This is a genomic window from Streptomyces sp. NPDC047022, assembly GCF_040644155.1.
Lineage (GTDB): Bacteria > Actinomycetota > Actinomycetes > Streptomycetales > Streptomycetaceae > Streptomyces.
Window position 1 is genome coordinate 23,779 of record NZ_JBEYVV010000030.1, and the last position, 21,992, is coordinate 45,770.

General features: G+C 68.7%; 17 protein-coding genes, 5 pseudogenes and 1 riboswitch. Of the genes and pseudogenes, 10 read left to right on the forward strand and 12 right to left on the reverse strand.

Translation table 11 applies throughout. From position 1 onward, the window contains the following. Window positions 1–142: 142 nt before the first annotated feature. The 4 genes and pseudogenes from ABZ845_RS25345 to ABZ845_RS25360 all read left to right on the forward strand — a co-directional run. Window positions 143–982, forward strand: a pseudogene (locus ABZ845_RS25345) (RNA repair domain-containing protein); the annotation flags it as partial. Between the two features lie 1,054 nt (window positions 983–2,036). Then, window positions 2,037–3,896: an ABC transporter ATP-binding protein gene (locus tag ABZ845_RS25350; RefSeq protein WP_360983436.1), complete on the forward strand. Its 1,860-nt coding sequence runs from the start codon at window positions 2,037–2,039 to the stop codon at window positions 3,894–3,896. After that, window positions 3,893–4,831: a serine/threonine-protein kinase gene (locus ABZ845_RS25355; protein WP_360983438.1), complete on the forward strand. Its 939-nt coding sequence runs from the start codon at window positions 3,893–3,895 to the stop codon at window positions 4,829–4,831. Before ABZ845_RS25350 ends, ABZ845_RS25355 begins: the two co-directional genes overlap by 4 nt. A 1,038-nt stretch (window positions 4,832–5,869) precedes the next feature. After that, entirely contained in the window at window positions 5,870–6,931 is a 1,062-nt protein-coding gene (locus ABZ845_RS25360; protein WP_360983440.1) for an alpha/beta hydrolase-fold protein, read from the forward strand. A gap of 26 nt (window positions 6,932–6,957) precedes the next feature. Here the strand turns inward: ABZ845_RS25360 and ABZ845_RS25365 are convergent. From ABZ845_RS25365 to ABZ845_RS25380, 4 genes and pseudogenes are all read right to left on the reverse strand, one after another. Continuing rightward, window positions 6,958–7,320, reverse strand: a pseudogene (locus ABZ845_RS25365) (cyclic nucleotide-binding domain-containing protein); the annotation flags it as partial. A gap of 267 nt (window positions 7,321–7,587) precedes the next feature. Next, window positions 7,588–8,283, reverse strand: coding sequence for a hypothetical protein (locus ABZ845_RS25370; RefSeq protein WP_360983442.1), 696 nt, complete (start codon window positions 8,281–8,283; stop codon window positions 7,588–7,590). 307 nt (window positions 8,284–8,590) lie between these two features. Further along, window positions 8,591–10,330: a SpoIIE family protein phosphatase gene (locus tag ABZ845_RS25375; RefSeq protein WP_360983444.1), complete on the reverse strand. Its 1,740-nt coding sequence runs from the start codon at window positions 10,328–10,330 to the stop codon at window positions 8,591–8,593. A 324-nt stretch (window positions 10,331–10,654) separates the two neighbouring features. Then, a complete protein-coding gene (locus tag ABZ845_RS25380) occupies window positions 10,655–11,392 on the reverse strand; it encodes an ANTAR domain-containing protein (RefSeq protein WP_360983446.1) in 738 nt (245 codons plus the stop codon). A gap of 129 nt (window positions 11,393–11,521) precedes the next feature. On the opposite strand from ABZ845_RS25380, the gene ABZ845_RS25385 reads away from it, so the two are divergent. Then, a complete protein-coding gene (locus ABZ845_RS25385) occupies window positions 11,522–11,902 on the forward strand; it encodes an ArsR family transcriptional regulator (protein WP_360983448.1) in 381 nt (126 codons plus the stop codon). A 248-nt stretch (window positions 11,903–12,150) separates the two neighbouring features. Here ABZ845_RS25385 and ABZ845_RS25390 read toward each other — a convergent pair whose 3' ends face one another. Further along, window positions 12,151–12,816 carry a glyoxalase gene (locus tag ABZ845_RS25390; protein WP_360983450.1) on the reverse strand — a complete coding sequence of 222 codons (666 nt, stop codon included), beginning with the start codon at window positions 12,814–12,816 and terminating at the stop codon, window positions 12,151–12,153. After that, window positions 12,816–12,899: pseudogene (locus ABZ845_RS25395) on the reverse strand (AraC family transcriptional regulator); the annotation flags it as partial. The gene ABZ845_RS25390 and the pseudogene ABZ845_RS25395, both read right to left, overlap by 1 nt. Before the next feature lie 618 nt (window positions 12,900–13,517). Here ABZ845_RS25395 and ABZ845_RS25400 point away from each other — a divergent pair. Continuing rightward, the gene (locus ABZ845_RS25400; protein ID WP_360983452.1) at window positions 13,518–14,213 is read left to right on the forward strand and encodes a DUF998 domain-containing protein; all 696 of its coding nucleotides are present in this window, start codon (window positions 13,518–13,520) and stop codon (window positions 14,211–14,213) included. Between the two features lie 180 nt (window positions 14,214–14,393). On the opposite strand, the gene ABZ845_RS25405 is transcribed toward ABZ845_RS25400, so the two are convergent. Further along, complete coding sequence (locus tag ABZ845_RS25405; protein ID WP_360983526.1) at window positions 14,394–14,708, reverse strand: WhiB family transcriptional regulator; 315 nt, start codon at window positions 14,706–14,708, stop codon at window positions 14,394–14,396. Window positions 14,709–14,842: 134 nt separating this feature from the next. Beyond that, window positions 14,843–15,053: riboswitch (cyclic di-AMP (ydaO/yuaA leader) on the reverse strand. A 316-nt stretch (window positions 15,054–15,369) separates the two neighbouring features. After that, window positions 15,370–15,768 (reverse strand): MerR family DNA-binding protein, encoded by a 399-nt coding sequence (locus ABZ845_RS25410; protein ID WP_360983454.1) that lies wholly within the window; start codon window positions 15,766–15,768, stop codon window positions 15,370–15,372. 75 nt (window positions 15,769–15,843) lie between these two features. Here ABZ845_RS25410 and ABZ845_RS25415 point away from each other — a divergent pair, with 75 nt between their 5' ends. After that, the gene (locus ABZ845_RS25415) at window positions 15,844–16,797 is read left to right on the forward strand and encodes an alkylmercury lyase family protein (RefSeq protein ID WP_360983456.1); all 954 of its coding nucleotides are present in this window, start codon (window positions 15,844–15,846) and stop codon (window positions 16,795–16,797) included. A 412-nt stretch (window positions 16,798–17,209) separates the two neighbouring features. Here the strand turns inward: ABZ845_RS25415 and ABZ845_RS25420 are convergent, their stop codons facing one another. Beyond that, complete coding sequence (locus ABZ845_RS25420; RefSeq protein WP_360983528.1) at window positions 17,210–17,635, reverse strand: DUF4267 domain-containing protein; 426 nt, start codon at window positions 17,633–17,635, stop codon at window positions 17,210–17,212. A 358-nt stretch (window positions 17,636–17,993) separates the two neighbouring features. On the opposite strand from ABZ845_RS25420, the pseudogene ABZ845_RS25425 reads away from it, so the two are divergent. After that, window positions 17,994–18,190 (forward strand): annotated as a pseudogene (locus ABZ845_RS25425) (IS5/IS1182 family transposase); the annotation flags it as partial. A gap of 34 nt (window positions 18,191–18,224) precedes the next feature. On the opposite strand, the gene ABZ845_RS25430 reads toward ABZ845_RS25425, so the two are convergent. Both ABZ845_RS25430 and ABZ845_RS25435 read right to left on the reverse strand, forming a co-directional pair. Beyond that, window positions 18,225–18,575: an antibiotic biosynthesis monooxygenase family protein gene (locus ABZ845_RS25430; RefSeq protein WP_360983458.1), complete on the reverse strand. Its 351-nt coding sequence runs from the start codon at window positions 18,573–18,575 to the stop codon at window positions 18,225–18,227. A 172-nt stretch (window positions 18,576–18,747) separates the two neighbouring features. Next, window positions 18,748–19,194: a DUF1772 domain-containing protein gene (locus tag ABZ845_RS25435; protein ID WP_360983460.1), complete on the reverse strand. Its 447-nt coding sequence runs from the start codon at window positions 19,192–19,194 to the stop codon at window positions 18,748–18,750. A gap of 91 nt (window positions 19,195–19,285) precedes the next feature. Between ABZ845_RS25435 and ABZ845_RS25440 the strand changes: the two genes are divergently transcribed. Continuing rightward, window positions 19,286–19,864 carry a TetR/AcrR family transcriptional regulator gene (locus ABZ845_RS25440; RefSeq protein ID WP_360983462.1) on the forward strand — a complete coding sequence of 193 codons (579 nt, stop codon included), beginning with the start codon at window positions 19,286–19,288 and terminating at the stop codon, window positions 19,862–19,864. Window positions 19,865–20,030: 166 nt separating this feature from the next. On the opposite strand, the gene ABZ845_RS25445 is transcribed toward ABZ845_RS25440, so the two are convergent. Then, entirely contained in the window at window positions 20,031–20,588 is a 558-nt protein-coding gene (locus ABZ845_RS25445) for a hemerythrin domain-containing protein (RefSeq protein WP_360983464.1), read from the reverse strand. Window positions 20,589–21,576: 988 nt separating this feature from the next. On the opposite strand from ABZ845_RS25445, the pseudogene ABZ845_RS25450 reads away from it, so the two are divergent. Further along, a pseudogene (locus ABZ845_RS25450) lies at window positions 21,577–21,807 on the forward strand (chaplin); the annotation flags it as partial. Between the last annotated feature and the right edge of the window lie 185 nt (window positions 21,808–21,992).

Consider the following 21,992-nt stretch of genomic DNA (forward strand, 5'->3'; position numbering starts at 1 on the left):
ACGAGACCACTCGCCTCGGCATGCGCCGGCACGATCACGCACCGCACCTGATGCGAAGCGGTGCGAGCGGAACAACGATCGAGGAAGGGGTGGGCGGCACCCTGGAGGAAGGGTAGGGGTGAGGGAGGCAGAGGAGGCCGCGATGCGAACCAGCGACGAGATCTATCATCGGGTCCGCTGGGACCCTCGGTTCGATCCGGCCCGGTTCGTGCTGGGGATCAGCCAGCGCGGGGATGCCTTCAAACGCATCCCGCTGCCTTCCTTCGTGCCCGGGGGCGACATCCCGTGGCACCGGGTGATGTTCATCGAGGCGGACGGCGAGGTGGTCTGGGACCGGGCCACGGGTGTGGACCGCGTCGACGCGGCGGGCGCCGGCCGGGTGAGGGACCCGCAAGCGGACGCGAGGTTCGACACGAACACCGGCTGGCACGAGCCCACCGGCGTCCTCGACGTGTCCCCGACGGCCCGCACGGCGGTTACCTGGATCCCGCCTGCGGAGTTGTGGCCGCCGCTCCAGGACATACGCCAGGATTACGATCCGCAGATCCACCGCTGGCCGCCGCACATCAATGTGCTCTTCGGTTTCGTACCGGAGTCCGACTTCGAGCGGGCAGCCCCGCTGCTCGCCGCGGCGACGGAGGAGACGCCGGTCTTCACCGCCCGGCTGGACGGGGTGCACACCTTCCGGCACAGGACATACTTCACTGTGTGGCTCGACCCCACGGCGGCCGGCACTGCGCCGTGGACGTACCTGCACCACGTACTGCAGCAACGGTTCCCGCGCTGTCGTGGGCCCGCCAAGGACTTCACCCCACATCTGTCCCTGGGCCGGACCCGGGATCCGCGGCGAGTCACCGCCGACTGCGCCGCCCGGCTCGACGCCATGACGGCGACGGTCTGGGAACTCGTCCTGCTCTCACGCAGGGGCGACGGGCCCATGCGGCCGCGGGCCACGGTCGCCCTGCGCACGGGCACGGTCCGCCGGCTGCCCGCGCTCGACCTCGAAGGGCCGGGACCGGACGACACCGCATGGCTCTCCGCGATCACCGACAGGTGAGGCCATAGCCAGGTGGGCCTAGGCACCGCCCCGGAGGCACGTCGCATGAGCGGAGTGTTCTGACGCCCTGCACGGGATGCATCAACACCCGAGCCGGATACGGCGAGGCCCCCCATCCAGACGGAGACGGCGTTCGACGGCGAAGGCCCGGCGATGGCCTCCAGCCTGTACGCGTACGGCGTCAAGAAGTGGTCCACCACCAGCTACACGGGCGACTCCACGGCGACCACCGCCCTCGACGGCGGCTCCGTCCAACGCGATCGGGCACCTTCAGGTCCGCAGACGAGACCGGCCCGGCGGAACCTTGCACGAGTACCAACATGCCGCCAGAGCGGGGCCAGATGATGTATCGGCACCCCCAATGCCGGCCGACCTCGCCGTCCACGGCTCGACCCGCCCGGTCATGGCCCGCGCACCGGCCACTCCTCCACCGCCCACGCCCCGCGCGCCGAGACACGCGAGTTGGCCGCCACCATGCCGGCTCGGATACGGGCCGCCGTAGCCAACATCGCACACGCCCGCCGCGACCTGCACCACCACGAAGACGCCTTCACCACCTACTGCATCTGAACAACCATCACCGAGACGGACAGGGCAGAACAACGCCGGGGCCGTGGAACTTACCCCGTTGGGAGTGCTCAGCTTGCGGGGTCCGGAACCCCACTCGAAGATCATTGCAGGAAGCGGTACCGAAAGGAGAACACCATGGCCGTACTTGGCCTCGTGGCACCCGCGCTCCGTAGTGGAGGACGTGGCAGGACGACAACCACCACGACGACGACGCACACGCGTCGCCGCCACCGTCGTCGTCGCTCGCGGCACTCACGCCATTCGCGCGGCTGATCGAACGCATCGTGCTGACCATGGTCGGGATTCGCACCCGACCATGGTCGCGTTTATGGGGAAAGGTGATCACGATGCCGGGTGTGGGCCCAGTTCTTCTTCGAGCGGAGAACCGCCAGATCAGGGAATCCGCAAGATGACAGCGATGCCCGCCGCATGGTCGGCCCTTCGAAAGTTGCTGCCTGCCACCGAGCACTCCGATGCGATCGTCGCCGCCGCGCCGGCGGTTCCGCTCAGGGATGTGTTCCGGCGCTTTTGGCCCTACACCCGTGGCGGTCGGCACTGGTTCGTGCTGATCCTCGCCTTCATCGTGGTGGGGCCGGTCATCGACGCGGCAGAGCTCTTGCTCTTCAAGGCCGTGATCGACAATGTGCTCGTCCCACGCAACCTTCACCTCTTCTTTCCTATCGCCTTCGCGTACGTTGGTTTCGCCCTCTTTTCCGGCGCCTTGACGTTCGCTGACGAAGTGATCTCCGCGTGGGTCAGCGAACGTTTCCTGCTGACCCTTCGGTCCGATGTGTTCCGGCACCTGCAGGGCCTCTCGCTCGGCTTCTTCGAACGGCAACGGCTGGGCGATGTGCTCTCCCGGTTGACCGGCGACGTCGACGCGGTCGAGACATTCATGCTCTCCGGCGTCGTGGGCGCGATCTCACACGTCCTGCGGCTCGGCATCTTCCTCGGCATGCTCTTCTACCTGCGCTGGGATCTGACCCTCCTGGCCCTCGCCATCACGCCGATGTTCTGGTTCACGGCACGGCGCTTCTCCCGGCGGATCAAGGCCGCCTCACGTGAGCGGCGCCGGCGCAGCGGTTCGATCAGTGCGATCGCCGAGGAGGTGCTCGGCAACATCTCGCTCGTGCAGGCGTACAACCGTCAGCGGTGGGGGTACGGCCGGTTCCAGCGCGAGAACCTCGGCAAGTTCCGCGCGGCCATGATTTCGACACGGATTCGCGCCCTGTTCGGTCCGGTGGTCGACCTCATCGAGCTGAGCGGTGTCCTGGTGGTCATGGGCCTGGGCACATGGGAGCTGACGCGGGGTCGGCTCACCTTGGGCGGGCTGATGGTCTTCCTGGCCCTGCTGGGCAAGCTCTACAGCCCGATCCGCGGCATCTCCCGGCTCAGCAACACCTTCTACTCGGCATCTGCCTCGGCAGAGCGGATCATCGAGCTGCTCGAGCAGCGGCCCCAGGTCCGCCAGGCCGCCGCCCCTCGTCGGCTCCGGCGGGCCCGCGGCGGCGTGGAGTTCGACGACGTCTGCTTCCGCTACCCGGGAACCGCCCGGCCGGCGCTGTCGGACATCTCGTTCCAGGTAGCACCCGGTGAGACACTGGCGCTGGTCGGGGCCAGCGGCGCCGGAAAGTCGACCGCTGCCAAGCTGCTGCTGCGCTTCTACGACCCGCAGCGCGGGTCCGTCCGGCTCGATGGGCTCGACCTTCGCGATGTACGACTCGCCGACCTGCGCAACAACATCGCCGCGGTGCTCCAGGAAACCCTCGTCTTCCACGGCACGGTCCGGGACAACATCGCCTACGGCCGACCTGGGGCCAGCGAGCGGGAGATCATCGCGGCCGCCGTCGCCGCGGACGCGCACGAGTTCATCGAGGGACTGCCGGAAGGCTACGACACCGTGGTGGGCCACAGCGGCCGGCTGCTCTCCGGCGGACAGCGGCAGCGCCTTGCGATCGCCCGCGCGATGATCCGGGACGCCCCCGTACTCCTCCTCGACGAGCCGACCACGGGCCTGGACACCGAGTCGGGGTGGCGGATCCTGGAACCGCTGCGCCTGTTGATGACTGGCCGCACGACGATCATCATCTCCCACAACCTCCTCACCGTCCGCGACGCCACCCGGATTGTGGTGCTCGAGCAGGGGCATGCCACCGAGCACGGCACACACGAGGAACTGCTCGAACGAAGCACCGCCTACGCGCGGCTGTACCGGCTGCACGAGCACAGACCGGTGAGTGCACCACCTGCCCTGGAGGCGCTGTCATGACCCGCACCAAGGCGCCGATCCCGCCGCCGCTGACGACCGGAGCAACGGTGGTCCCCCACTACGAAGTGCTCGCACACCTGGCGCGCACCGGCTGGCTGGACCTGTACGACGCCTGGAGCAAGGAACGGGAATGCCGGTGCGTGGTGAAGGTGCTGCGGCCGGACCGGCGGCACGAGCAGCGGATGGCCGACCGGCTCGTGCAGGAGGGCCGCTGGCTCCAGACGTTCACCCATCCGCACCTGGTCCGCGCGTACGAGACGATCGAGGGCCCAGAGCCGTTCGTGGTCCTGGAGACACTGACCGGGGAGACGCTGTCGCACCTCATCCGCCGTCGGCGCCGCCGGCTGGCCGCAAGCGACCTCGCCTTCCTCGGCTTGCACCTCTGCTCGGCTGTGCATTACCTGCACGGTCAGGGCCTGCTGCACCTGGACATCAAGCCGTCCAACGTCGTGGTCGGCTGCCGGCGTGCGATCCTGCTCGACCTGAGCGTCGCACGCCCGCCCGGCCCCGCCCGCCCAGGTGTCGGCACCTTCTCCTACCTGGCCCCCGAACAGGCAAGCGGCGGAACGCTCACCACCGCTGCAGACGTCTGGGGGATCGGCATCACGATGTACGAGGCCGCCACTGGCGACGTCCCGTTCGACGATGGAGAGACCTACGACGAGAGCGAGGATGCGGACGAAGGGTCAGTGGCAGGCAGCGACGACTGGCCGTCGGAGGACGGCTTCGCCGAGGACGACTGGTATCCGCAGCTCGAGGAACGGGCCCCATCGGTCGGGACCCGTCGGCGCCTGCCACCCAGCCTCGCCGCCGCGATCGACATCTGCCTTGAGCCCGATCCCGGCGACCGGCCGACGATCACCGAGCTCGCCGCCGCCTTCAACGGATTGCTGACGCACGGTCAGCGCGGCGTCCTGCCGCCGCCGGTCGACTGACGTCGTCACTCGACCAGGATCGCCTCGAGGGTCAGCCCGGCCAAGAGGGAGTTTGCGCGATCTCTGGCCGTTGGCCTGCTCGGGCTGGGGTCGAGCAGGCCAGGAGGCAACCACGCCCGGACCGCCGCCAGCCTGGTCGCCGACCTGCTGGGGCGGCGCGCGATCTACTTCGTCTCCGCGGCGCTGATGGTCGTGCTCAGCGTGGTCCTGCGCCGCGTACTGCCCAGGCGCCGACCCGACCGCAGGGCCGGGTACCGATCGCTGCCGGCGAGCATCGGGGAATGGTGCGGCACGAACCCGTGCTGCGCCGCCGCGCCCCGTGCCAGGCGACGATGTTCGGCGCGTTCACCGTGTTCTGGACGGCCATCGCCTACGAGCTCATCGACGAGCACGGCTTCAGCCGGGCCCAGATCGCACTGTTCGCACTGGTCGGTGCGGGTGGCGCGGCAGCGGCACCGATCGCGGGCCGGATCGCCGACCGAGGGCACGGCCGCCGCCACTGGCCGGACTGCTCGTGTGGGCGTGGGGCGCGCGGTCCGCGCGACGCGCCCGGCGGACGGAGGACACAGCGCACCGGGCCGCCGGGACGGTGCGGACCGCGGACATTGCCTGACCACGTCAACCGGCCGCACGGGCACCCGGACAAGCACCTCGCAGGCGGCCGGCTCCGGCTCTCCAGCCACAACCGGGTGTCGGCGGTCCCGCTGTCGCGGGAGGGGGCGGGGCGACGTCGGGCGTCCGCAGCCGGGTGGTCTTCCGACGCTCGATCGGCTCGCGTGCGCGGCCGCCGTTCTCCACCAGGCCGTGATTGCGCATGCGACTCTCTTGACCTTGGTGAAGATCCGCATCGGCTCGATCGGGCCCGCCCACGAGGCACGGGCCGGGGCAAAGGCACAGTCCGGCCTTTGCTCTGTCCTGCCGGACGGAACCAGTGATCGTCGGGTTCCCTCTATCCAAGTAGCCAGCATGCATGGACTTTGCGGACATAGCATGCGCGATCACCCGCTTCGTCCGCAGAGGTCAAGAAAGGTACTCGCGTTGTCCCTCACCGGAATGCCGTTCTTCATCGGCCTCATCGTCGCGACGGTCGTGGCGATGGTCGGCACGATCGCCCTGTGGGCCAGGATCCGCGGGCCCAGACCGGCGCGTTGGCTGGCGCATGCCGTGATGATCGGCGTGTGCCAGCTCACCGCGATCAGTGTCGTGGCCACGTGGATCAACAACAGCTACGGGCTGTACGCGTCCTGGGACGACCTCATGGGCACCACGCACAACACCAACGCGATTGCGATGCCGGGGCCGCCGGCTCAACGCGCGAAATTCAACCAGAGCACCAAGGACGGTGTCCTGGACACGTACTTCCACGGCCGGAAGTCTGCCCTGTCCGGACAGGTGTTGGTGTGGACGCCGCCGCAGTACGACCAGCCGGCCTACAAGAACAAGCGGTTCCCGGTCATCATGCTGCTGCACGGCGTGCCCGGCTCCCCGCAGTCCTGGCTGGAGCACGGCGGCATGCCGGGTGCCTTCTCGGACTTGCTGAACCAGAACAAAGTGCACCCCTTCATCCTGGTCATGCCTGAGGTCGACCCGGGCAGTGTGGACACCGACTGCACCGACCTGCCCGATCGTAAGGTCGCGACCTGGATGTCGGTGGACGTCCCGGACCTGATCAGCCACAAGTTCCGCACCCTGCGGAGTGCCAGTGGTTGGGGCCTGATGGGCTTCTCGACCGGCGGCTTCTGCGCTGTGAAGCTGCCCCTGCAGTACCCGAAGGTCTTCGGCGCGGGCGCCGCTCTCGACCCCGACCCACTGACCGGCGACAGGTCCGTCCTCCCGGACTCGACCGTGCGCCGGCTCAACAGCCCGACCTACCTGGTGCGGCACACGAAGTCCAACGTCAGCCTGTTTCTCGCCACGTCACGCCAGGACCGTCTCAGCCCGCCCTCCTACATCACGCAATTCCAGGCGGCCGCGACGTACTCGCCAGTCACGGTGCGCACGCTGTTCCTGCCGAACGGGGGCCACAACTACAACACCTGGTCCGCAGAGTTCCCGCCGGCCTTCGTCCTGCTCAGCCAGTGGCTCTCCGTCCCGCACTGACCCCGGCCGTTTCCCAGCTGTACATGGGCGAGAAAGCGGTCGCGGTCGGTGATCACGGCCTCCACCTCCCCGAGAGCGGTCACCGTGGCCGAGCGAGGATGGCCGCTGACGGCGGAGGCCTCACCGACGATGTCGCCGGGGCCGCGCAGAGCGAGCAGTGCCTCGTACCCCTTGGCCGCTGTACGCGTGACCTTGGTCCAGCCACTGAGCACGATGATCACACGGGTGGGCCGTTCCTCCTGACGCAACAGGACGGACCGCGCGCCGTACGCCATGGGACAGCCAAGTTCCAGCAGGGCAACGCGCTCCCGGTGTTCTGACCGTGCCAGGAAGGGCACCTGGTCGTCCAGCCTGGCCCGTCCCTGAGGAGTCACGGTCGACTCCCACACCGGCGGCCTGCTGGCCGACTACTGCCGCCGAGCCGGAATCGAGGTCGTCATCCGCGGAGTCCGCAACGTTCAAGACCTGGACTACGAAATGCCGATGGCCCGCATGAACCACAAGCTGGCGGGAATCGTCCTCTCGATCACCCACCGGCGCCGTCCGAGCCGTTGCGCTGACTCGACGCCTTGGTCGCGTACTTCACTGACCAACGCCTGAGCGGCCCTTGATCGATGGCACGACAGAGCAAGACGCCGTGGTGGTCTGAGTCGTTGTCAGAGCACGGAGCCAAGAGCGTCCAGGATCGGGCGGACCGTCTCGAATCCGGTCGCCGCGACGCTGGCTATGCCACGGAGGCGCTCCAGGATGACCGGGATCCGGCTCGGCTCGGCACCTTCCAAGTCGGCTCCGGCGCGCTCGGCAGCCTCTCGCACCTGCGGTTGTAGCTCCGTGTTCCGCGCTACCGCACTGAGCGCGGTGATGAGTTGGGACAACAGCGCGGACTGGTCGGCGCCGAAGTGCGTCGTGACTTCTCGCGCCTGGTTGTGGTCGCCGATCTGCATTACGCCGGCCTGGTAGTTGTTCACCGTGCGGGGCTGTTCTGCAGCGCTCACGATGCGTTCCATCCTCGCTTCCTCAACGCCCTTGTCGGACAGCCGGATTCTGGCGCCGCCGCCGGGAGTGCTGCGCGGTGTCGGCGTGTGGGTGATTCCCTGCTGATGCAGAATGCGATAGACCGACAAGAACCACGTTCCGGGAAAGTACGGCTGCTGCCGCAGATAGTCAGTGACGTCGATCCACTCACCCGTGGTGTGCGACCGTGCGTAAAGCTCCCGACGCAGGTCAGTGGCGAAAGCCTGCAGCTGGGCCCGGGTGAAGTGCTTGCCGCGCTTGCTCATCTGCCGCCCTGCGAAGCCGAGGAGGGCGCCGCCGCCAATCACCAGCACCGGTAAGAATGCAGACATGCTCACGCCCATCAGTCTAGGGGCGGTCGAGTCCCGGCACACGGCCATCTTGCGCGTTCGGCCTGCGCCGGCCGGAGGCCTCCGCGCATGACGAGGAGCTGCGGATTGCCGCGTACCGGCTCATGGACCGCGCCGGCCTCCAACGGGGGCGTCTCATCGGCGTCCTCGTCCGCGCCGAGGACTTGGTGGGCGCCGAGACAGCGGCGCAGCAGTCGCCGGCCGTCCGCAAGTGTTCGTGTCCGTGCGCCGGTGTGCGTCGGCGCGTTCTTCCCGGTCTTCGCCTCCGAGCAGCAGGGCACTCCCAAGAACGGCGTCACTCGAGGCTGCCGGCTTCCCTGCGGGTCTTGCTCGGCGTTCGAACGGCGAGGAGGGCGACGTCGTCAATTCCGGGTGGCTCGACGCGGAGAAGGAGTTGGTCGATGAAGGAAGCAAGCGGCCGGTGCGCGAGGGCGGCGGCGTGCTGTCGGAGCCGATGGAGGCCTTCATCGAGGGTATGGCCGGGGGCCTCGATGAGACCATCGGTGTACAGCAGCAGAGTGGATTCGGGCGGCAGCACTGTGGTGGCGTCGGGGCGGGAGGTGCAGGCTTCGGTGCCCAGCAGCGGGCCGTGGCCATCGGTGAGGTAATGGGTCAGACCGTCGCGGGTGATGAGTAGGGGGGGAGGGTGGCCCGCGTTGGTCCAGTTCATTTGCCATTCCCCGCCGTCCGTTTCTGTCACCCGGGCAAAGGTGAGGGTGGCCATGGTGACATCGGTGATGGGGGTCATGGCCTCATCGAGGCGTTCGACGACCCGGCTGGGAGGTATTTCCTGCTGGGACCAGGCGTAGGCGCGGAGGATGTTGCGCAGCTGGGCCATGCCTGCGGCGGCATCCAGGTCGTGGCCGACGACATCACCGATGGCCAGGGCGGTGGCACCGTCTGGGAGGGTGAAGGCGTCGTACCAGTCGCCGCCGACCTGGGAGGCGTCGGGGGCGGCCAGATAGCGGACCGTCATCTGCAAGCCGGGCACCTGGGGCATCTGCGGCAGCAGATGGTTCTGCATGGTCTCGGCGACCTTGCGCTGACGCTGGTAGAGCCGGGCGTTGTCCAGAGCAACGCCGGCACGGCGCGCGATGTCCTCCAGGAGGGTGAGGTCGGCCCCGGTAAAGCTTCCCGGCTTCTCGGCACGCCCCAAGGTAAGGGCGCCGAGGACTTCGCGGGTGCCGCGCAAGGGCACGATCGCCGCGGAGTGCATGCCCGTGGACTCGAACAGTCGGCGCTGCTCCACTGCGATCCCGGAATCCGGGGCGTCCTGGTAGGTCTCGGGTCCGGCCAGGGCAGAGGCGACGCCGCGCAGCGCCCGGGACAGGGGCATCGGGGACGCTTCCGGAACCGGCGGCATGGGCCCCTGCAGCTCCTCGTGCCGCACCAGGGTGTCCCCGTCTGCCTGGACCACGCAGGTGCGCCATACCTCGTCGCGTTCGGTGATCAGGTCGACGACGACCCAGTCCGCCAGCCGGGGCAGAACCAGGGACACCAATCGGTGCAGTGCTTCGTTCACAACAAATGTGGAGGTCAGCTTGCTGGTGGTTTCAGCCAGCAGGGCCAGTCGTTCGAGTTCGCTCAGCCGCTCTGCGGTTTGTTCCGGGCGTGGGTCATGGGCCTGTTCCGCGGCGTGGAAGATCACGAGTGTTCCGGCGTCCGGGCCACCGGTGTCGTACGGCGCAATGAGCCACGAAATGAGCAGGAGGGTGCCGTCGGCACGCGCGAAGTAGTCCTCATCGCTCTGAGCTGGACGCCCGGCATGGAACGCCTGCCGCATGCCGCACTGACTCGTGGAGAGCGGCTGGCCCTGGGGCCCTCGGTGCAGCAGGTCGTGGGCGTCCTGGCCGACGAGCTCTTCGGCGGATCGACCCAGCAGATGCTCTGCAAGGCTGTTGACGGCGACGATGCGGCCCTGCTCGTCGACGATGTAGGTCGCGGCGCCGATGGCCTCCAGGGCACCGGCGAGCCGGGGTTCGGGCACACCACTCGACTGCCTGAAGTCGGTCTCCGTGGTTTCCGGCTCCGTCATGTCCCTGCCTCCAGAAGATCGGGCTTCCGCGCTCGGCACCACTTCGGGCGTCGCGCGAAGTCCCCGCGTCGCTATCCATATGCCCGCTGTCGGGAGAACCAGATCTGTCACTCGACGCACGCCGGACAGCCGGCTGGTGCGGGCCGGCTGTATTGCTCGCGCTCGCCGCTGCTCGTCCGGGGCAGGAGCGCGACGCCCGGGCCGCAGATTGATCAGCTCGGCGACTCCGAGACGTCCCCGGGACGCATGACCCCTCAGCGCTGGTGAGTGGCTTCATCCCACCAGACCCCGCTCCCTGATCCGGCCTGATCCAAACGAAAGACCCTAGCCCGCCGAGTTGCGGTGCGCTTGCACCGCCGCAGCCAGGTGATCGGTAAGGGGCTCGGGCAGCGACTGGCCGTTCGTCGCCTGCACGAGGGCGTCGGCAATGAGGTGCAGCTTCGTGTTGCTGTGCTGGGACGCTGTCACCAGCACCTCCCAAGACTGCGGGGCGGTCAACTGGAACGACGCCATGAGCATGCCCCGTGCCATGTCGATCGTTGCGCGAGTTTCCATTGCCCGGTGCAGTTGCGCGTTTTCGGCCGCGAGATCATCGCCGGCGAAATCAGCGGGTTCTGCCTCTGGGCGCTCGTGCGCCGAGGGGCCGGCCGGATGCCCGCCCAGCGGCTCAGGCTCTGTGGCGAAGAGTGTGAGGGTGTCGGTGAGGGTCAGCAGGCGTTCCACCGCCGGGCTGGTGGCGCGCAGGATGAGGCTCTTGGCTTCCGCGTGGGCGCGGCGGTTCACACGTAGCAGCACGCTGAGGGCGGAGCAGTCACAGAAAGCGACGCCCGCGAGATCGAGTTCCAGACCCGCGGTGGCGTGGTCGAGTGCGCCGCTCAGCGTCCGCTGCAGCAGTTGATCGCAGCCCGCATCGAGCTCACCGGTGATCGCAACCACAAGCCGGTCGCCGATCAGGTCGACCTTCAAGGTCGCCACCGGTGCCTGCACTTGCGCATGTTCGAACGCGGTAGCGCACTCCAGGCACGGCCCCTCGCCTGGGGAAAGCGTCGCGCGATGGGACATTTCAAGCTCCCGGTCATGCCGTCTTCTCGAGCACTCCCAGCATCACCTCACCCGTCTTTCACGTCAACCAAACCATGAAAAATGATTCAGCCTTTTGAATGCGTGAATCGAGGACCGTATCGTGGGGGCATGGACCGAGCGCCGGAACCGCATGCAGGCTGGACGTTTCTCACCAATCACTCCCGGGTGCTGGCTGCCATCGCCGAAGATCACACCACCCGCGTTCGTGACATCGCCGTCCGTTGCAGGCTCACCGAGCGGGCCGTGCTGAAGATCATCGCTGACCTGGAAGAGGGCGGGTATCTCACCCACGTCCGGCAAGGTCGTTCGAATGTCTACCGCGTAGCCCCTGACACGCCGCTGCGTCATCCCGCCGACGCTCCGGCCACGGTGGCTGAGCTGCTGTCGATCCTGGTCCGCCACGAGTCCGCGCGGCCCGCGGTGGCTTCGGCCTCCGAAGATCGCGACGCACCCCGACCGGCGGGCTCGACCGACGCCGCGGCGACTTGAGTTCGTGGAACCCCGGCCGACGGAAGGACGCGGCCACCGCCGCCCCATGCCAGGGCGCGAGCGCCGACCCGGCTGGACTTCAGGCTCACGGCCTTCATGATGAGCGCGCTGAGGCGCCTCAGCGGTGAGTCCGTTGCGCTGCTCAGCGGTCGTGCCAGGGTTCTCGTCGGAATGCTTCGGTGGGCTGCACGGAAGGTTTCGTCTCGTACAGGGGCAGACAGGACGTGGCAGTAGCGCAGGGCCAGGAGTCAGGAGGTCGTGGGGGCGAGTGGTTCAGCGGCCTCCCAGGCGAATCCGTCCGGGTCGGTGAAGGGGCCGGCGGTGCTGCCGAGGACGATACGGTGCGAGCCGGCGCCGTCGGCGGGTACGCCGAGGTCCTTGGCCAGGCCGCGGCGCTTGTACAGCGCCAGCTTGACCGGGCTGGACTCGCCGGGGTTGAACTCGGCGTACTTGCCGCCGAAGCTTCTGGCCACGGTCAGGCCCCGGCCTACGTAGAACTGCTTGCTGGCCTTCACGTCCTCGACGCCGAGCAGGAGGACGATCTCGTCGATCTCACCGGTGGCCGGGCCGGTGTCCTTCTTTGCCGAGGTCGCGACCTTCCAGATCGTCCCGTCCGGGGCCTGGACGACGCCGCCGTAGCCCCACAGCGACTTCGCGGCGGGCTTCAGCACCGTGGCACCGGCGTCCAGGGCGGCGCCGACGAAGCTGTCGACTGTGGCCGGCCGGGACACCGTGAGCGCCAGGGTGAAGCCACGGAACCCGGTGGAGTGTGCCTCGGACGCCCGCAGGCGTATGCGCGTGTCCACTCCGAATGCCCTGTAGAAGCGGTGGGCGCCCTCGGGGTCGGCCACCTCCAGGATGACGGATGCGATGGACGTGTGGGATGCGGTGGAAGCGGTGATTGCCATGGCCATCACGCTAGAGGCTCCTCGGCGGCCGGGGCTTCTCGATTCCTGACCGGTCTTGTCACTCGCTTCGCCACACACGCCGGCACCCCCTCCACCGTCATCGCAGAGCTCGCATCGTGGGCGTCACCCACGCCCTCAGCATGGTCGGCCGCTTCCGCCGCCTGGCGCCGGAAGGCCCCGGGTGACGCTGAGGTCCCTTCGTTTCCACCTGTGGCAGGGCCTCGGCAGGGCCGTGGAGACCTGTGTCGCCGCCCACCGCGGGTGCTTGCGTGCTCTAAACCGCCCAGGCCGCCGGGCGACTTGGAGGTGGACGCACCGGGGGGAGCCAAGCACCAAGGTGCTTGCTTGGGACCATGGTTGCGCTCCGCACGACGAGGGGGCATGGGTGCTGCCGGAGTGCAAGGTCGATCTGCACGCAGCGATCCGCGGTGGCTCGCGCTCCGTTCGCCGCGAGAGACGCGCCGAATCGGTGTTGCCGGCCAACTGGACCTCACTCCTGTGCAGTTACGGAAGCACCGCAGGACAGCTGCGCAGAAGGGCCTTGCGGATGCCTCGCACTCTGGTCTTTCGGGGCCTGCGCGTACTCGATCCCATGAGCGTCGCGGCCGACGCGGAGGCCGGCAGGCCGCGGCGTCCGCGAACAGGACTTCTGCTTTGCGTCCCGGGGCAAAGATAGGAAGGCAGGCCGCAGGCACGGGAGCCGAAAGATGAGCGAGGACAGCGCAACGGGGCCGCCGGGCACCGGCACCGACCGCACGCGGTGCCGTGGCGCCTCGGGCATCCTGTGGCGGGTGGCGGCGGGGCTGCTGCTGGCGGCTTCCGTGACCTACAACGACTGGCTGCTGCAGTTCTGGGTACAGACGGGCCTGGACCAGCGCGATTCCTACGTAAGTGAGGCCTTCGCCGCCGATCAGCCCCATCGAGTGCTGTTCAGCATGGTGGAGCTGGTCACGGCGGCTGCGGTGATCGCCGGTGCGGGTCTGGTCCTGGCGGCGCTGCCGCAGGGCTCGTCTCCCATCGGGTGGTGGGCGCTGGTGGCGTTCGGGGCCTGCTCCGTGGCCGACGTCGCGCTGCCGATGCGATGTGCGCCGTCCCGGGAAGCGGGTTGCCCCGCAGACAACCTCGCGCACACGATGACCAGCGGCCTGGTTCACCTCGCCTTGTTCACCTCGATGGCCTCCTTCTTCCTCTTCGCCGACTCGGCTCCAGAGGGTGGCTGCTCGGCGGGACGCTGGGCACGCTGGCTCTTGCCGGTGTCCATGGCCGCGGCGATCTCCTCCGTCGGCCCCTACATCGGCCGGCCGGGTGGACAGGGGATCGCCCAGCGGATTCACCTGCTCACGGTGAGCCTGTGGTTCTGGTTGCTAGCGGCCGAACTGTTGCGGGAGCGGCAGCGCACGTGACTTTCGCCGGAGTTGCTCGTCATGCAGCCGCTGTCGACGCCCTGCTGTGCCCCTCTGATCCCCGAGGCCACGGGGCTGGACGCCCTGAACGCCTCATACAGGGCGGCCAAGGAACAGCGTGCCGTGTCCGTCGCCGTCGAGTGTCAGGCCGAGCGCTGGACGGTGAAAGCCGACGCGGGGTTACACCTGGCGGCCGGCAGCCGCGCCGGTCCGCCGTTGGTGCTCCAGGCGGGCGGTCTCGAGCAGGCGCCGCCAGGAGCTGACCGTCGGCCTGCGGCGCAGCAGCGCACGGCGCTCGCGCTCCGTCATTCCGCCCCAAACCCCGTGCTCGATGCGCTGGTCGAGAGCGAGGGCAAGGCATTCCGTACTGACGGCGCAGCCGACGCAGACAAGCTTGTTGATGTGCTGCGCGGCTCCCGTGACGAACAACTCGTCCGGATCGATGGTCAGGCACGCCGCCCGCTCACTCCAGTGGTTGTCCGTCACCGACGGGATGACGTTCCCACGGTGCTCCGGCCCGTGTCTGGGTTCAGCGCCTGCCGACACCGCGTCGTCGATTCGCTGCTGAGCGCGGGAACGCGGTCGAAGTGGAGGCTTCTCGGAGCTGGTACGAAGATGCTTACCCATGGTGCGGTCCTCACCGGCGCCTACGAGGTTAGCTGTCGGGTTCGGACGTGAGTTGCCCGGCCGGGGCCGCGATGCGCGGCCTGTTCGGCTTCACCCCGAGCCGGACTGTCGAACGTACCGCAGCCCTTTGGCACCAGGTGCCGCGCTGCGTCCGCTCTCCCGTCCGGCGGAAGACTTCGGGTCCCCCGCTCCCGCCTGCGGCGCTTTCGCGTCTACTGTTCCCGTCGGCCGGTGGCAGGACTCGGCGTTCCGCGCCGGCGGGGCTCGTCTGGCGCGAGCTGAAAAGAATCAAGCACACCTCCGCAGAGAGTTCAACCTCGGGTATTCGACCGAGCAGTCCGGCCTGACGAGAGGTCGTTCTCATCCGTACTGACCGCACATCAGATGATTCCCGGTGTGTGGGATTGCGGCGCGGAAGAGGCGGAAGGTGTGGTGGTGGTCGCGAGTCGGGCGGTTGCTTGATCCTGCCTCATCCGAAGACGCCCAGACTTCGGGGGTCGGGTAGCAACGGGCCGAGAACCATGCCGACTCAACCAGAGTTGAGGATGCGGCAGATGTCCCCTTCGGTGCAGGTAGCAGGGTCGGTCGCGGAAGCGGTGCGGGCCAGCTCGCGCAGCTTGGCGCGGGTCGCGTCCAGTTCGGCGATCCGCTGCTCCACGTCGGCGAGGTGTCGGCCCAGGAGCTCGGTGACGTGACCGCAGGGCGTGTAACCGCCGTCGCGGATGGCCAGGACGTCGCGGATCTCGGCGAGGCTGAGGCCGGCCGCCTGGGCGGAGCGGATGAAGCCGACACGGTCCCGCACATCGGCCGGGTAGTCGCGGTAGCCACCCGGGGTGCGGGGCGGGTCCGCCAGCAGCCCGGCCTGCTCGTAGAAGCGCAGGGTCTTGGTGGTGGTGCCGGTGGCGGCGGCGAGGGTTCCGATGCGCATACCTCCACGGTAGCCCTTGACCTTCCAGTGCAATGGAAGGTCTAGCGTCGGCCTCGTGACCTGGAGGTGCCGCTGATGCGCCTGGAACTGCTGACCGTCCCGGACTGCCCGAACGGCCCGGTGCTCAAGGAACGCCTGATGCTCGCCCTCGCCGGCTGCACGGACGTGGAGCTGACCGCGCACGTGGTCGAAGGCCAGGCCGAGGCCGAGCGCAGGGGCATGCACGGCTCGCCGACGCTGCTGATCGACGGGCGCGACCCGTTCGCCCCTCCGGGTACCGCGGCCAGCCTGTCCTGCCGGACCTACGGAGAAGGGGACCGCCAGGCCTGCGGGGCGCCATCCGTCGAGCAGCTGCGGCAGGTTCTCGGCATCACGGTCACCAGAGGGGTGGACCAGACTGTGGGCCGGGTCCGGCGCCACCTTCTCGCGCCGGCCGAACGGGGCCTGCGGGCGGTGCAGCAGGCCATTCTGCGTTCCTTCGCCACCACGGGCTCCCCGCCCAAGGCAGCCGAGCTGGAGTCGGCGGCCGAGCCCTTCGGCCCCGCCGCCAGGGTGCTCGTCGAGCCGGCCGCCGAGGGCTTCCTCACCCCGGGCGGCACCGGTCGCGTCCAGGCCGCGTACCCGTTCTCCGCGATGCCCACCGAGCACGCCGTGCAGATCGCCGGGGGCCCGATGGTGTGGGCGATGGGGGCGATCGACGCACTCGGCATCCCTGCCATGCTGGGCACCGACGCCGTCATCACCTACACCGACCCGGTCACCGGCAACCCTGTCCGCGTGGGGTTCACCGGCGAAAGGACCACCTGGCAGCCGGTCACCTTGGTGGTCTACTACGTCGCCCGCCCCGGCGACGACCCGGCCGCCGCGGTGTGCTGCGGCTACCTGCGCTTCTTCACCGCGCGCGCCACAGCCCAGCAGTGGACCGGACAGCACTCGGACATCAGCGGCGCCGTCCTGGACAAGGCCGAGACCGAAGCCGAGCGCGGCGCGAACGTCTTTGGCCTCCTGCTGGGCGCACCCGCGCAATAAGCCGAACCGTCATGAACCCACCCCAACGCCACGACCCGACCACCCAAAGACGAACAGCGGCCCTGCTTTGACAGAAGGTCGTCACGGCCGCCGGGACGCTGCCGTGGCTGCTCTTCGGGGTCGGCCTCGCGCGTCAGGCACTGGTGCGGACGGCCACGAACCAGATGTCCTGGTCCGGGGCCGTCTTCGTACGGGTCAGCGGCCGGCGCGCAGGTGTCCCTGCCGGGACTGGACCAGGCCGCGCCACGCCTTACGGACGTCCTCCTGGCTCGTGGTCCGGCGGACAGCCGTCGGTTCCGGCAGGGGAAGACCGCCCATGAAGCGGGCGATGTCGCAGAAGCAGGCGAAGTCGCCGGAAGTGAGTCCTCGCAGGCGGCCGATGGTGGCCGCCAGGTATGCGGCGTACGTGGCGTCAGGCGGGCTGCGGGGCGGGCGTCGCCGGAGCGGCCGCGGCCTTGCGGGTCTCGCGCATCATCAGCAGGCCGTTGACCACCATCAGCGTCGCGGTCAGGCCGTGGACACCGAGCGCTTTGGCCATGGAACCGTGGTGGGCCAGCACGGTGGTCATGTCTCCGTACGCGGCGAGGGCCTCTACCAGCAGCACCCACCCCAGCGCCCGGCGGTAGCCCGTCACCAGCAGGATGCCCAGGACCAGGGCCAGGACGACGTCGCGGATTCCCTTGATGATCAGGAAGCCGTCGCCGTCGCCGGACGGCCAGCTCGGCAGGCCGAAGCCCGGCGCCGTCGTCTCCGGGCTCAGGATGAACTCCATCCCGAACCAGAGGATGAAGAGGATGAAGGCGGCGGCCAGGACAGTGTTGATCTTCTTCAGCGGCACTGTTCTTCTCCTTGCGGGTCTTCGTCGGCTTGGTGAGCTTGGTGAGCTTCGTGGAGCCTGGTGAGTCGTGTGGGGCCTGGTCAGCCCGGCCCGGACGCGGCTGATGTGGCGGGCGTGGCGGGGGCGGCCCATGATGTGCCAGATGCCGCGTACCCGCGCGGGGAGGGCGGACAGGAGCGTGGCGCGCTCGGCCGGGTTCGCGTCCTCCAGGGCGAGGCCGAAGAGGGTGAGCAGGGTGAGCTCGGGTGTGTTGGCCACCAGAAGGTCCGTCTCGCCGCCGACCGCGTGCCGGCCGCCGGCGTTCGTCTTGACCGCGGGAGTGGCGGCCGACAGCCCGCAGTTCATCCCGGCGCTGGGTGATGACGGTTTTGCCGGACGTTCGGTCGGCTGGGCCGCTGAGACCCTGGGTACGACCGTCAGCGTCGTCCGTAAGCCCGGGGACCAGACGTGCTTCTCAGTGCTGCCCTGGAGATGGGTGGTGGAACGGATGCTGAGTGGCTGACCGCGCATCGCCGCCTCGTCCGCGACTACGAACGCGATCCCGCCACCAGCGAAGCCATGATCCTCCCCGCCCTCTACAGTTGCCGTGTCATACGTCGATCCGCTCGAAGATGTGCGGGTACGACACGATGTCGTCGGGGAACTCGGCCGCCATGCGCTGGAACTCCGGGCTGCCGAACGCCGTGGCGAGCGCCTCGGTCGACTCCCAGACCGCGACGTTCATCAGAAGCTGACTGTCCGCCGTTCCCTTGTGCATCTGCAGGGAGACGAATCCCGGCTGGGTCTCCATGAACTCGGCCTGCCTCCGAAAGAGGGCCAGGAACGATTCGGTCCTCTCCTTCGGGACGAAGAAGGTGTTCGCCAGGACGATGGGCCCGGTCTTCTCCCTGAACTGCGCGAACATCGGCGTGTGCGGGTCGAGACTCTGCAGCTTGGCCATTTTCGGTAGTTCCTCTCGCTATCGGTCAGTGGGTGTCGCAGGGGCCCGCGTCCTGGGGATGCCGGCGGAGGTCGAGGGTGTTGATGTCCGGGTCCTGGATGTTGACGCTGCCGCGCTGCGGGCGCACGGTCGAGCGGTTACGGCTGACGACCGGGCGGGTGAGCCCGTGGACTCAGGTGAGGGCGGCGGCCAGCAGGGCGAAGGCGGCGATGATGACGGCGACGCGGACGTAGTGGTAGCGGTCCCAGCGGTTCATCTGCTGCTTCCAGTCGGCGGGCCGGTTGTCAGGGGTCCACGACTTGCTCCGGTTGTTGATCGGGACGAGCAGCAGAAGCGACATGATCACGCTGAGGATCAGCAGCGCGCCGGCAGTGACGACCAGGCCGGTGCCGCGGTGGTGCCACCCGGCGACAGCCCAGATGCCGACGAGGACGAGCGAGCCGATGTACCAGACCGGCATCACGGCGCCGAGCATCCGGCCCCCGTGGGCGCGGCCGAGTTGGCCGCTGTCCTCCGGGAGGGCGTTGAGGATCGGGTTGATGACGAAGGCGACGGAGAACTCCACCCCCACCATCACGCCGACGACCACTGTGGTGACGACCTCGAGTGCGTTGAGCATGATGACCCCTCCCGGCATCTAGCATTGCTAGCTGATGTGGCAACGCTAGTACTACTGCCGCTCGATTGTCTAGCAATGCTAGGATCGAATCATGTCGGTACAGGAACGCAAGGAGCGCGAACGGGCGGAGCGCGAGCGCCTCATCTTGGCGACGGCCCGTGAACTCGCCGAGGAGCAGGGCTGGGACGCGGTCACCACCCGTCGGCTTGCCGAGAGCATCGAATACAGCCAGCCCGTCCTCTACAGCCACTTCCGCGGCAAGCGGGAGATCATCGGCGCCGTCGCCCTCCAGGGCGCCACCGAGATGGCCGCGGCGGTGCGGGCCGCGACCGCCGCCGCGGACGGCCCGCGCGCCCGGGTGTACGCCCTCGCCCGCGCCTACCTCGACTTCGCCGCACGCAACCCGGCGGTCTACGACGCCCTCTTCCAGCTCGACGGCGGTCTCGCGTACGCACAGGAGGACACCCCCGAACCTCTCAAGGACGCATTCGCCGCGCTGCTGGAGTGCCTCGGCGAGGTCGCCGGGGACGGCGTCGACCCGGCGCTGTTCACCGAGGTGTTCTGGGCGTCCCTGCACGGGGTGGCGACCCTGACCCGGTCGGGACGGCTGCCGCCGGAGGACACCGAGCCGAGGGTGGAACTGCTGGTGGACCGGCTCGCCGTGGTCTGACACACCATCCCGCAGCCGGGGCCCTCGGGCCCCGCCCATGCCGGCCTGCGGCTTCGCTTCCGGTCACTCCGCCGCATCCGCGTACCCGGGCTGGGGTCAGATGGCTGCCGCCCTTGATCGCCTGGTCGGGGATGTGAAGCGGATCGACAGCCCGTCCCCGAAGCCGTCACCGTCCGCGGCCGGTGACATAGTCACGAACGCGGTCCACCAAGCCGAGGCCCGGGGCGAGTAGTTTGTTGAGCGGCGGCGTGGTGGGAGCCGCGGGGTGGGGCCGCGTCGGGGCGGTTTTCTTCGCTTCCTGGACCTTCTTGCCAAGGCTCTCCAGCACGTAGGGATGTACTCCGTCGCGCAGTCGGGGGAAAAGGTTGGTCTCCTCGTCCTCGATGTGCGCGGTCACCTCGGTCCTGAGTTTGACGAGGAGCCGGTCGAATTCGAGGTCGTCAGGCTCACGCGACTCGAGGTCTTTCAGGAGTTGCTCGACCCTGTCGTGGTCGGCGAGTTCCTTGTCTGCCAGAGCACCGCCGTCCTCCAGGTGCTCGCGGACAGCCGGGTAAAGGTGCTGCTCCTCGGCCACGGAGTGCCGCACCAGCTCAATCGTCAGTTCCTCGACCAGATGCTTACGGTCATGGCTGCCGGGCATAGCACCGGCGAGTTGCTCGAAAAGCCTCCTGACCTCACGGTGGTCCGCGGTCAGCTCGGTGATGACATCCTCGGCTTCACTCACGACACGCTGCCTTCCCTGCGGAACCCGGCCCTGTCCGGACATCTTCAGCATGTGTTCCCACGTACCGGGTGGGCGATATCAGCGCTTTATCGCGCCTCACTCCGCAGGGCGCCGCCGAAGGCCGGGGGCCGACACGCATAGTCGGTGAAGCGCTCGCAGCGGGCGCAGGGGCACAGATCCCTGGCGTGCGCCAAGGAACCAGCCAGCGGAACTGCACCCCTTTAACGCTTGGGATGCGGCGAACCAACGGTGAGGGTGAGAGCAGTCGCACCGCTGTCCGTCCGCGCCGACAGCCTTCGGCACCGTTGCCCGCGAACCAACGGCTGGGACTTCTGCACGCTCCGCCCCGCACACGCTTCCGCCATGCCCGCCCCGAGACCGAAGGACCCTGGCATGACCATCCGCCTGCCCGCACGCCGCCTCATCGCCTGGACCGTCCCAACCGTCGGCTTCGGTGGCCTGGCACTGACCGCCAACTCCTCTCTGGACTCCCCCGCGTGGGTCGTCTGGCTCGGCATCGCGATCGGCAGCGGTGTCAGCACCATGGCGAATGTCCTGCCAGCACTTCTGCCGCAGGCGTCGGAGCACCGACGTGACGCCTGGCGGGACTTGCTCACCCACCGGGAGCGCATGGCACGGCTTCGTATCGCCGTCGCAGCGGGCAGGGACCTGCGCCCGCCCCCGGCAGCCGCCGACACCGACGCGGAAGAAGAGACCATCGGAGCCCCGACAGCGCCCAGGCCGCAGCCGACCGGTCGTGACATCGGCCGCCCCCGCAGCACATTCGAAGAGCCGCACACCTGCGAGAGCCCAGGGACGGCCAGGGGGCTCCCACTAGGACGTGTTGAGCTATCTGGGTACATATGCCGGAAACTGTCCCGTTCGCAGTGGCCGAGAAGGCGCTGTGGTCGTTACTACGTCGGCACTCCTGGGATCAAGTTGTGCTCACGATCACTCCGTCTTACGGCGCATTGCCGAAGGGAATCCGATGAAGCTCAGGAAAACGGCGGCCGTGGCCGCAGGCATGTTCGTTGCTCTCGGGGCTGCTGCTGCTCCGGCCATGGCTGACTCCGGTGCCTCGGGCAGGGCTGCCGGCTCCCCCGGAGTCCTGAGCGGGAACGCGGTCCAGGTCCCCATCGACATCCCGGTAAACGTCTGCGGCAACACCGTGAACGTGGTCGGCCTGCTCAACCCGGCGTCCGGCAACGCCTGCTCCAACGGCGGTGGCCTCCCCGGTCGTGGCACCACGACGGGTACCCAGAGCGTTCCGGCGGCGGACTGCGGTTGCACCACGACGGGCACCCAGACCGCCCCCGCCCCCGAGGAGCCCCCGGCCCCGGCCCCGGCCCCGGCCCCGGCGACCGTCCCGCACACCACGAGCGCTGACAACGCTCTCCTGGACTG

Excerpts from the sequence above, each read along its gene's own strand:
- ABZ845_RS25355 (WP_360983438.1), top strand. The coding sequence starts at position 3,893 with ATGACCCGCACCAAGGCGCCGATCCCGCCGCCGCTGACGACCGGAGCA.
- ABZ845_RS25380 (WP_360983446.1), bottom strand. The coding sequence starts at position 11,392 with ATGTCCCATCGCGCGACGCTTTCCCCAGGCGAGGGGCCGTGCCTGGAG.
- ABZ845_RS25390 (WP_360983450.1), bottom strand. The coding sequence starts at position 12,816 with ATGGCCATGGCAATCACCGCTTCCACCGCATCCCACACGTCCATCGCA.
- ABZ845_RS25440 (WP_360983462.1), top strand. The coding sequence starts at position 19,286 with ATGTCGGTACAGGAACGCAAGGAGCGCGAACGGGCGGAGCGCGAGCGC.
- ABZ845_RS25350 (WP_360983436.1), top strand. The coding sequence starts at position 2,037 with ATGACAGCGATGCCCGCCGCATGGTCGGCCCTTCGAAAGTTGCTGCCT.
- ABZ845_RS25430 (WP_360983458.1), bottom strand. The coding sequence starts at position 18,575 with ATGGCCAAGCTGCAGAGTCTCGACCCGCACACGCCGATGTTCGCGCAG.
- ABZ845_RS25385 (WP_360983448.1), top strand. The coding sequence starts at position 11,522 with ATGGACCGAGCGCCGGAACCGCATGCAGGCTGGACGTTTCTCACCAAT.
- ABZ845_RS25400 (WP_360983452.1), top strand. The coding sequence starts at position 13,518 with ATGAGCGAGGACAGCGCAACGGGGCCGCCGGGCACCGGCACCGACCGC.
- ABZ845_RS25375 (WP_360983444.1), bottom strand. The coding sequence starts at position 10,330 with ATGACGGAGCCGGAAACCACGGAGACCGACTTCAGGCAGTCGAGTGGT.
- ABZ845_RS25435 (WP_360983460.1), bottom strand. The coding sequence starts at position 19,194 with ATGCTCAACGCACTCGAGGTCGTCACCACAGTGGTCGTCGGCGTGATG.
- ABZ845_RS25415 (WP_360983456.1), top strand. The coding sequence starts at position 15,844 with ATGCGCCTGGAACTGCTGACCGTCCCGGACTGCCCGAACGGCCCGGTG.
- ABZ845_RS25410 (WP_360983454.1), bottom strand. The coding sequence starts at position 15,768 with ATGCGCATCGGAACCCTCGCCGCCGCCACCGGCACCACCACCAAGACC.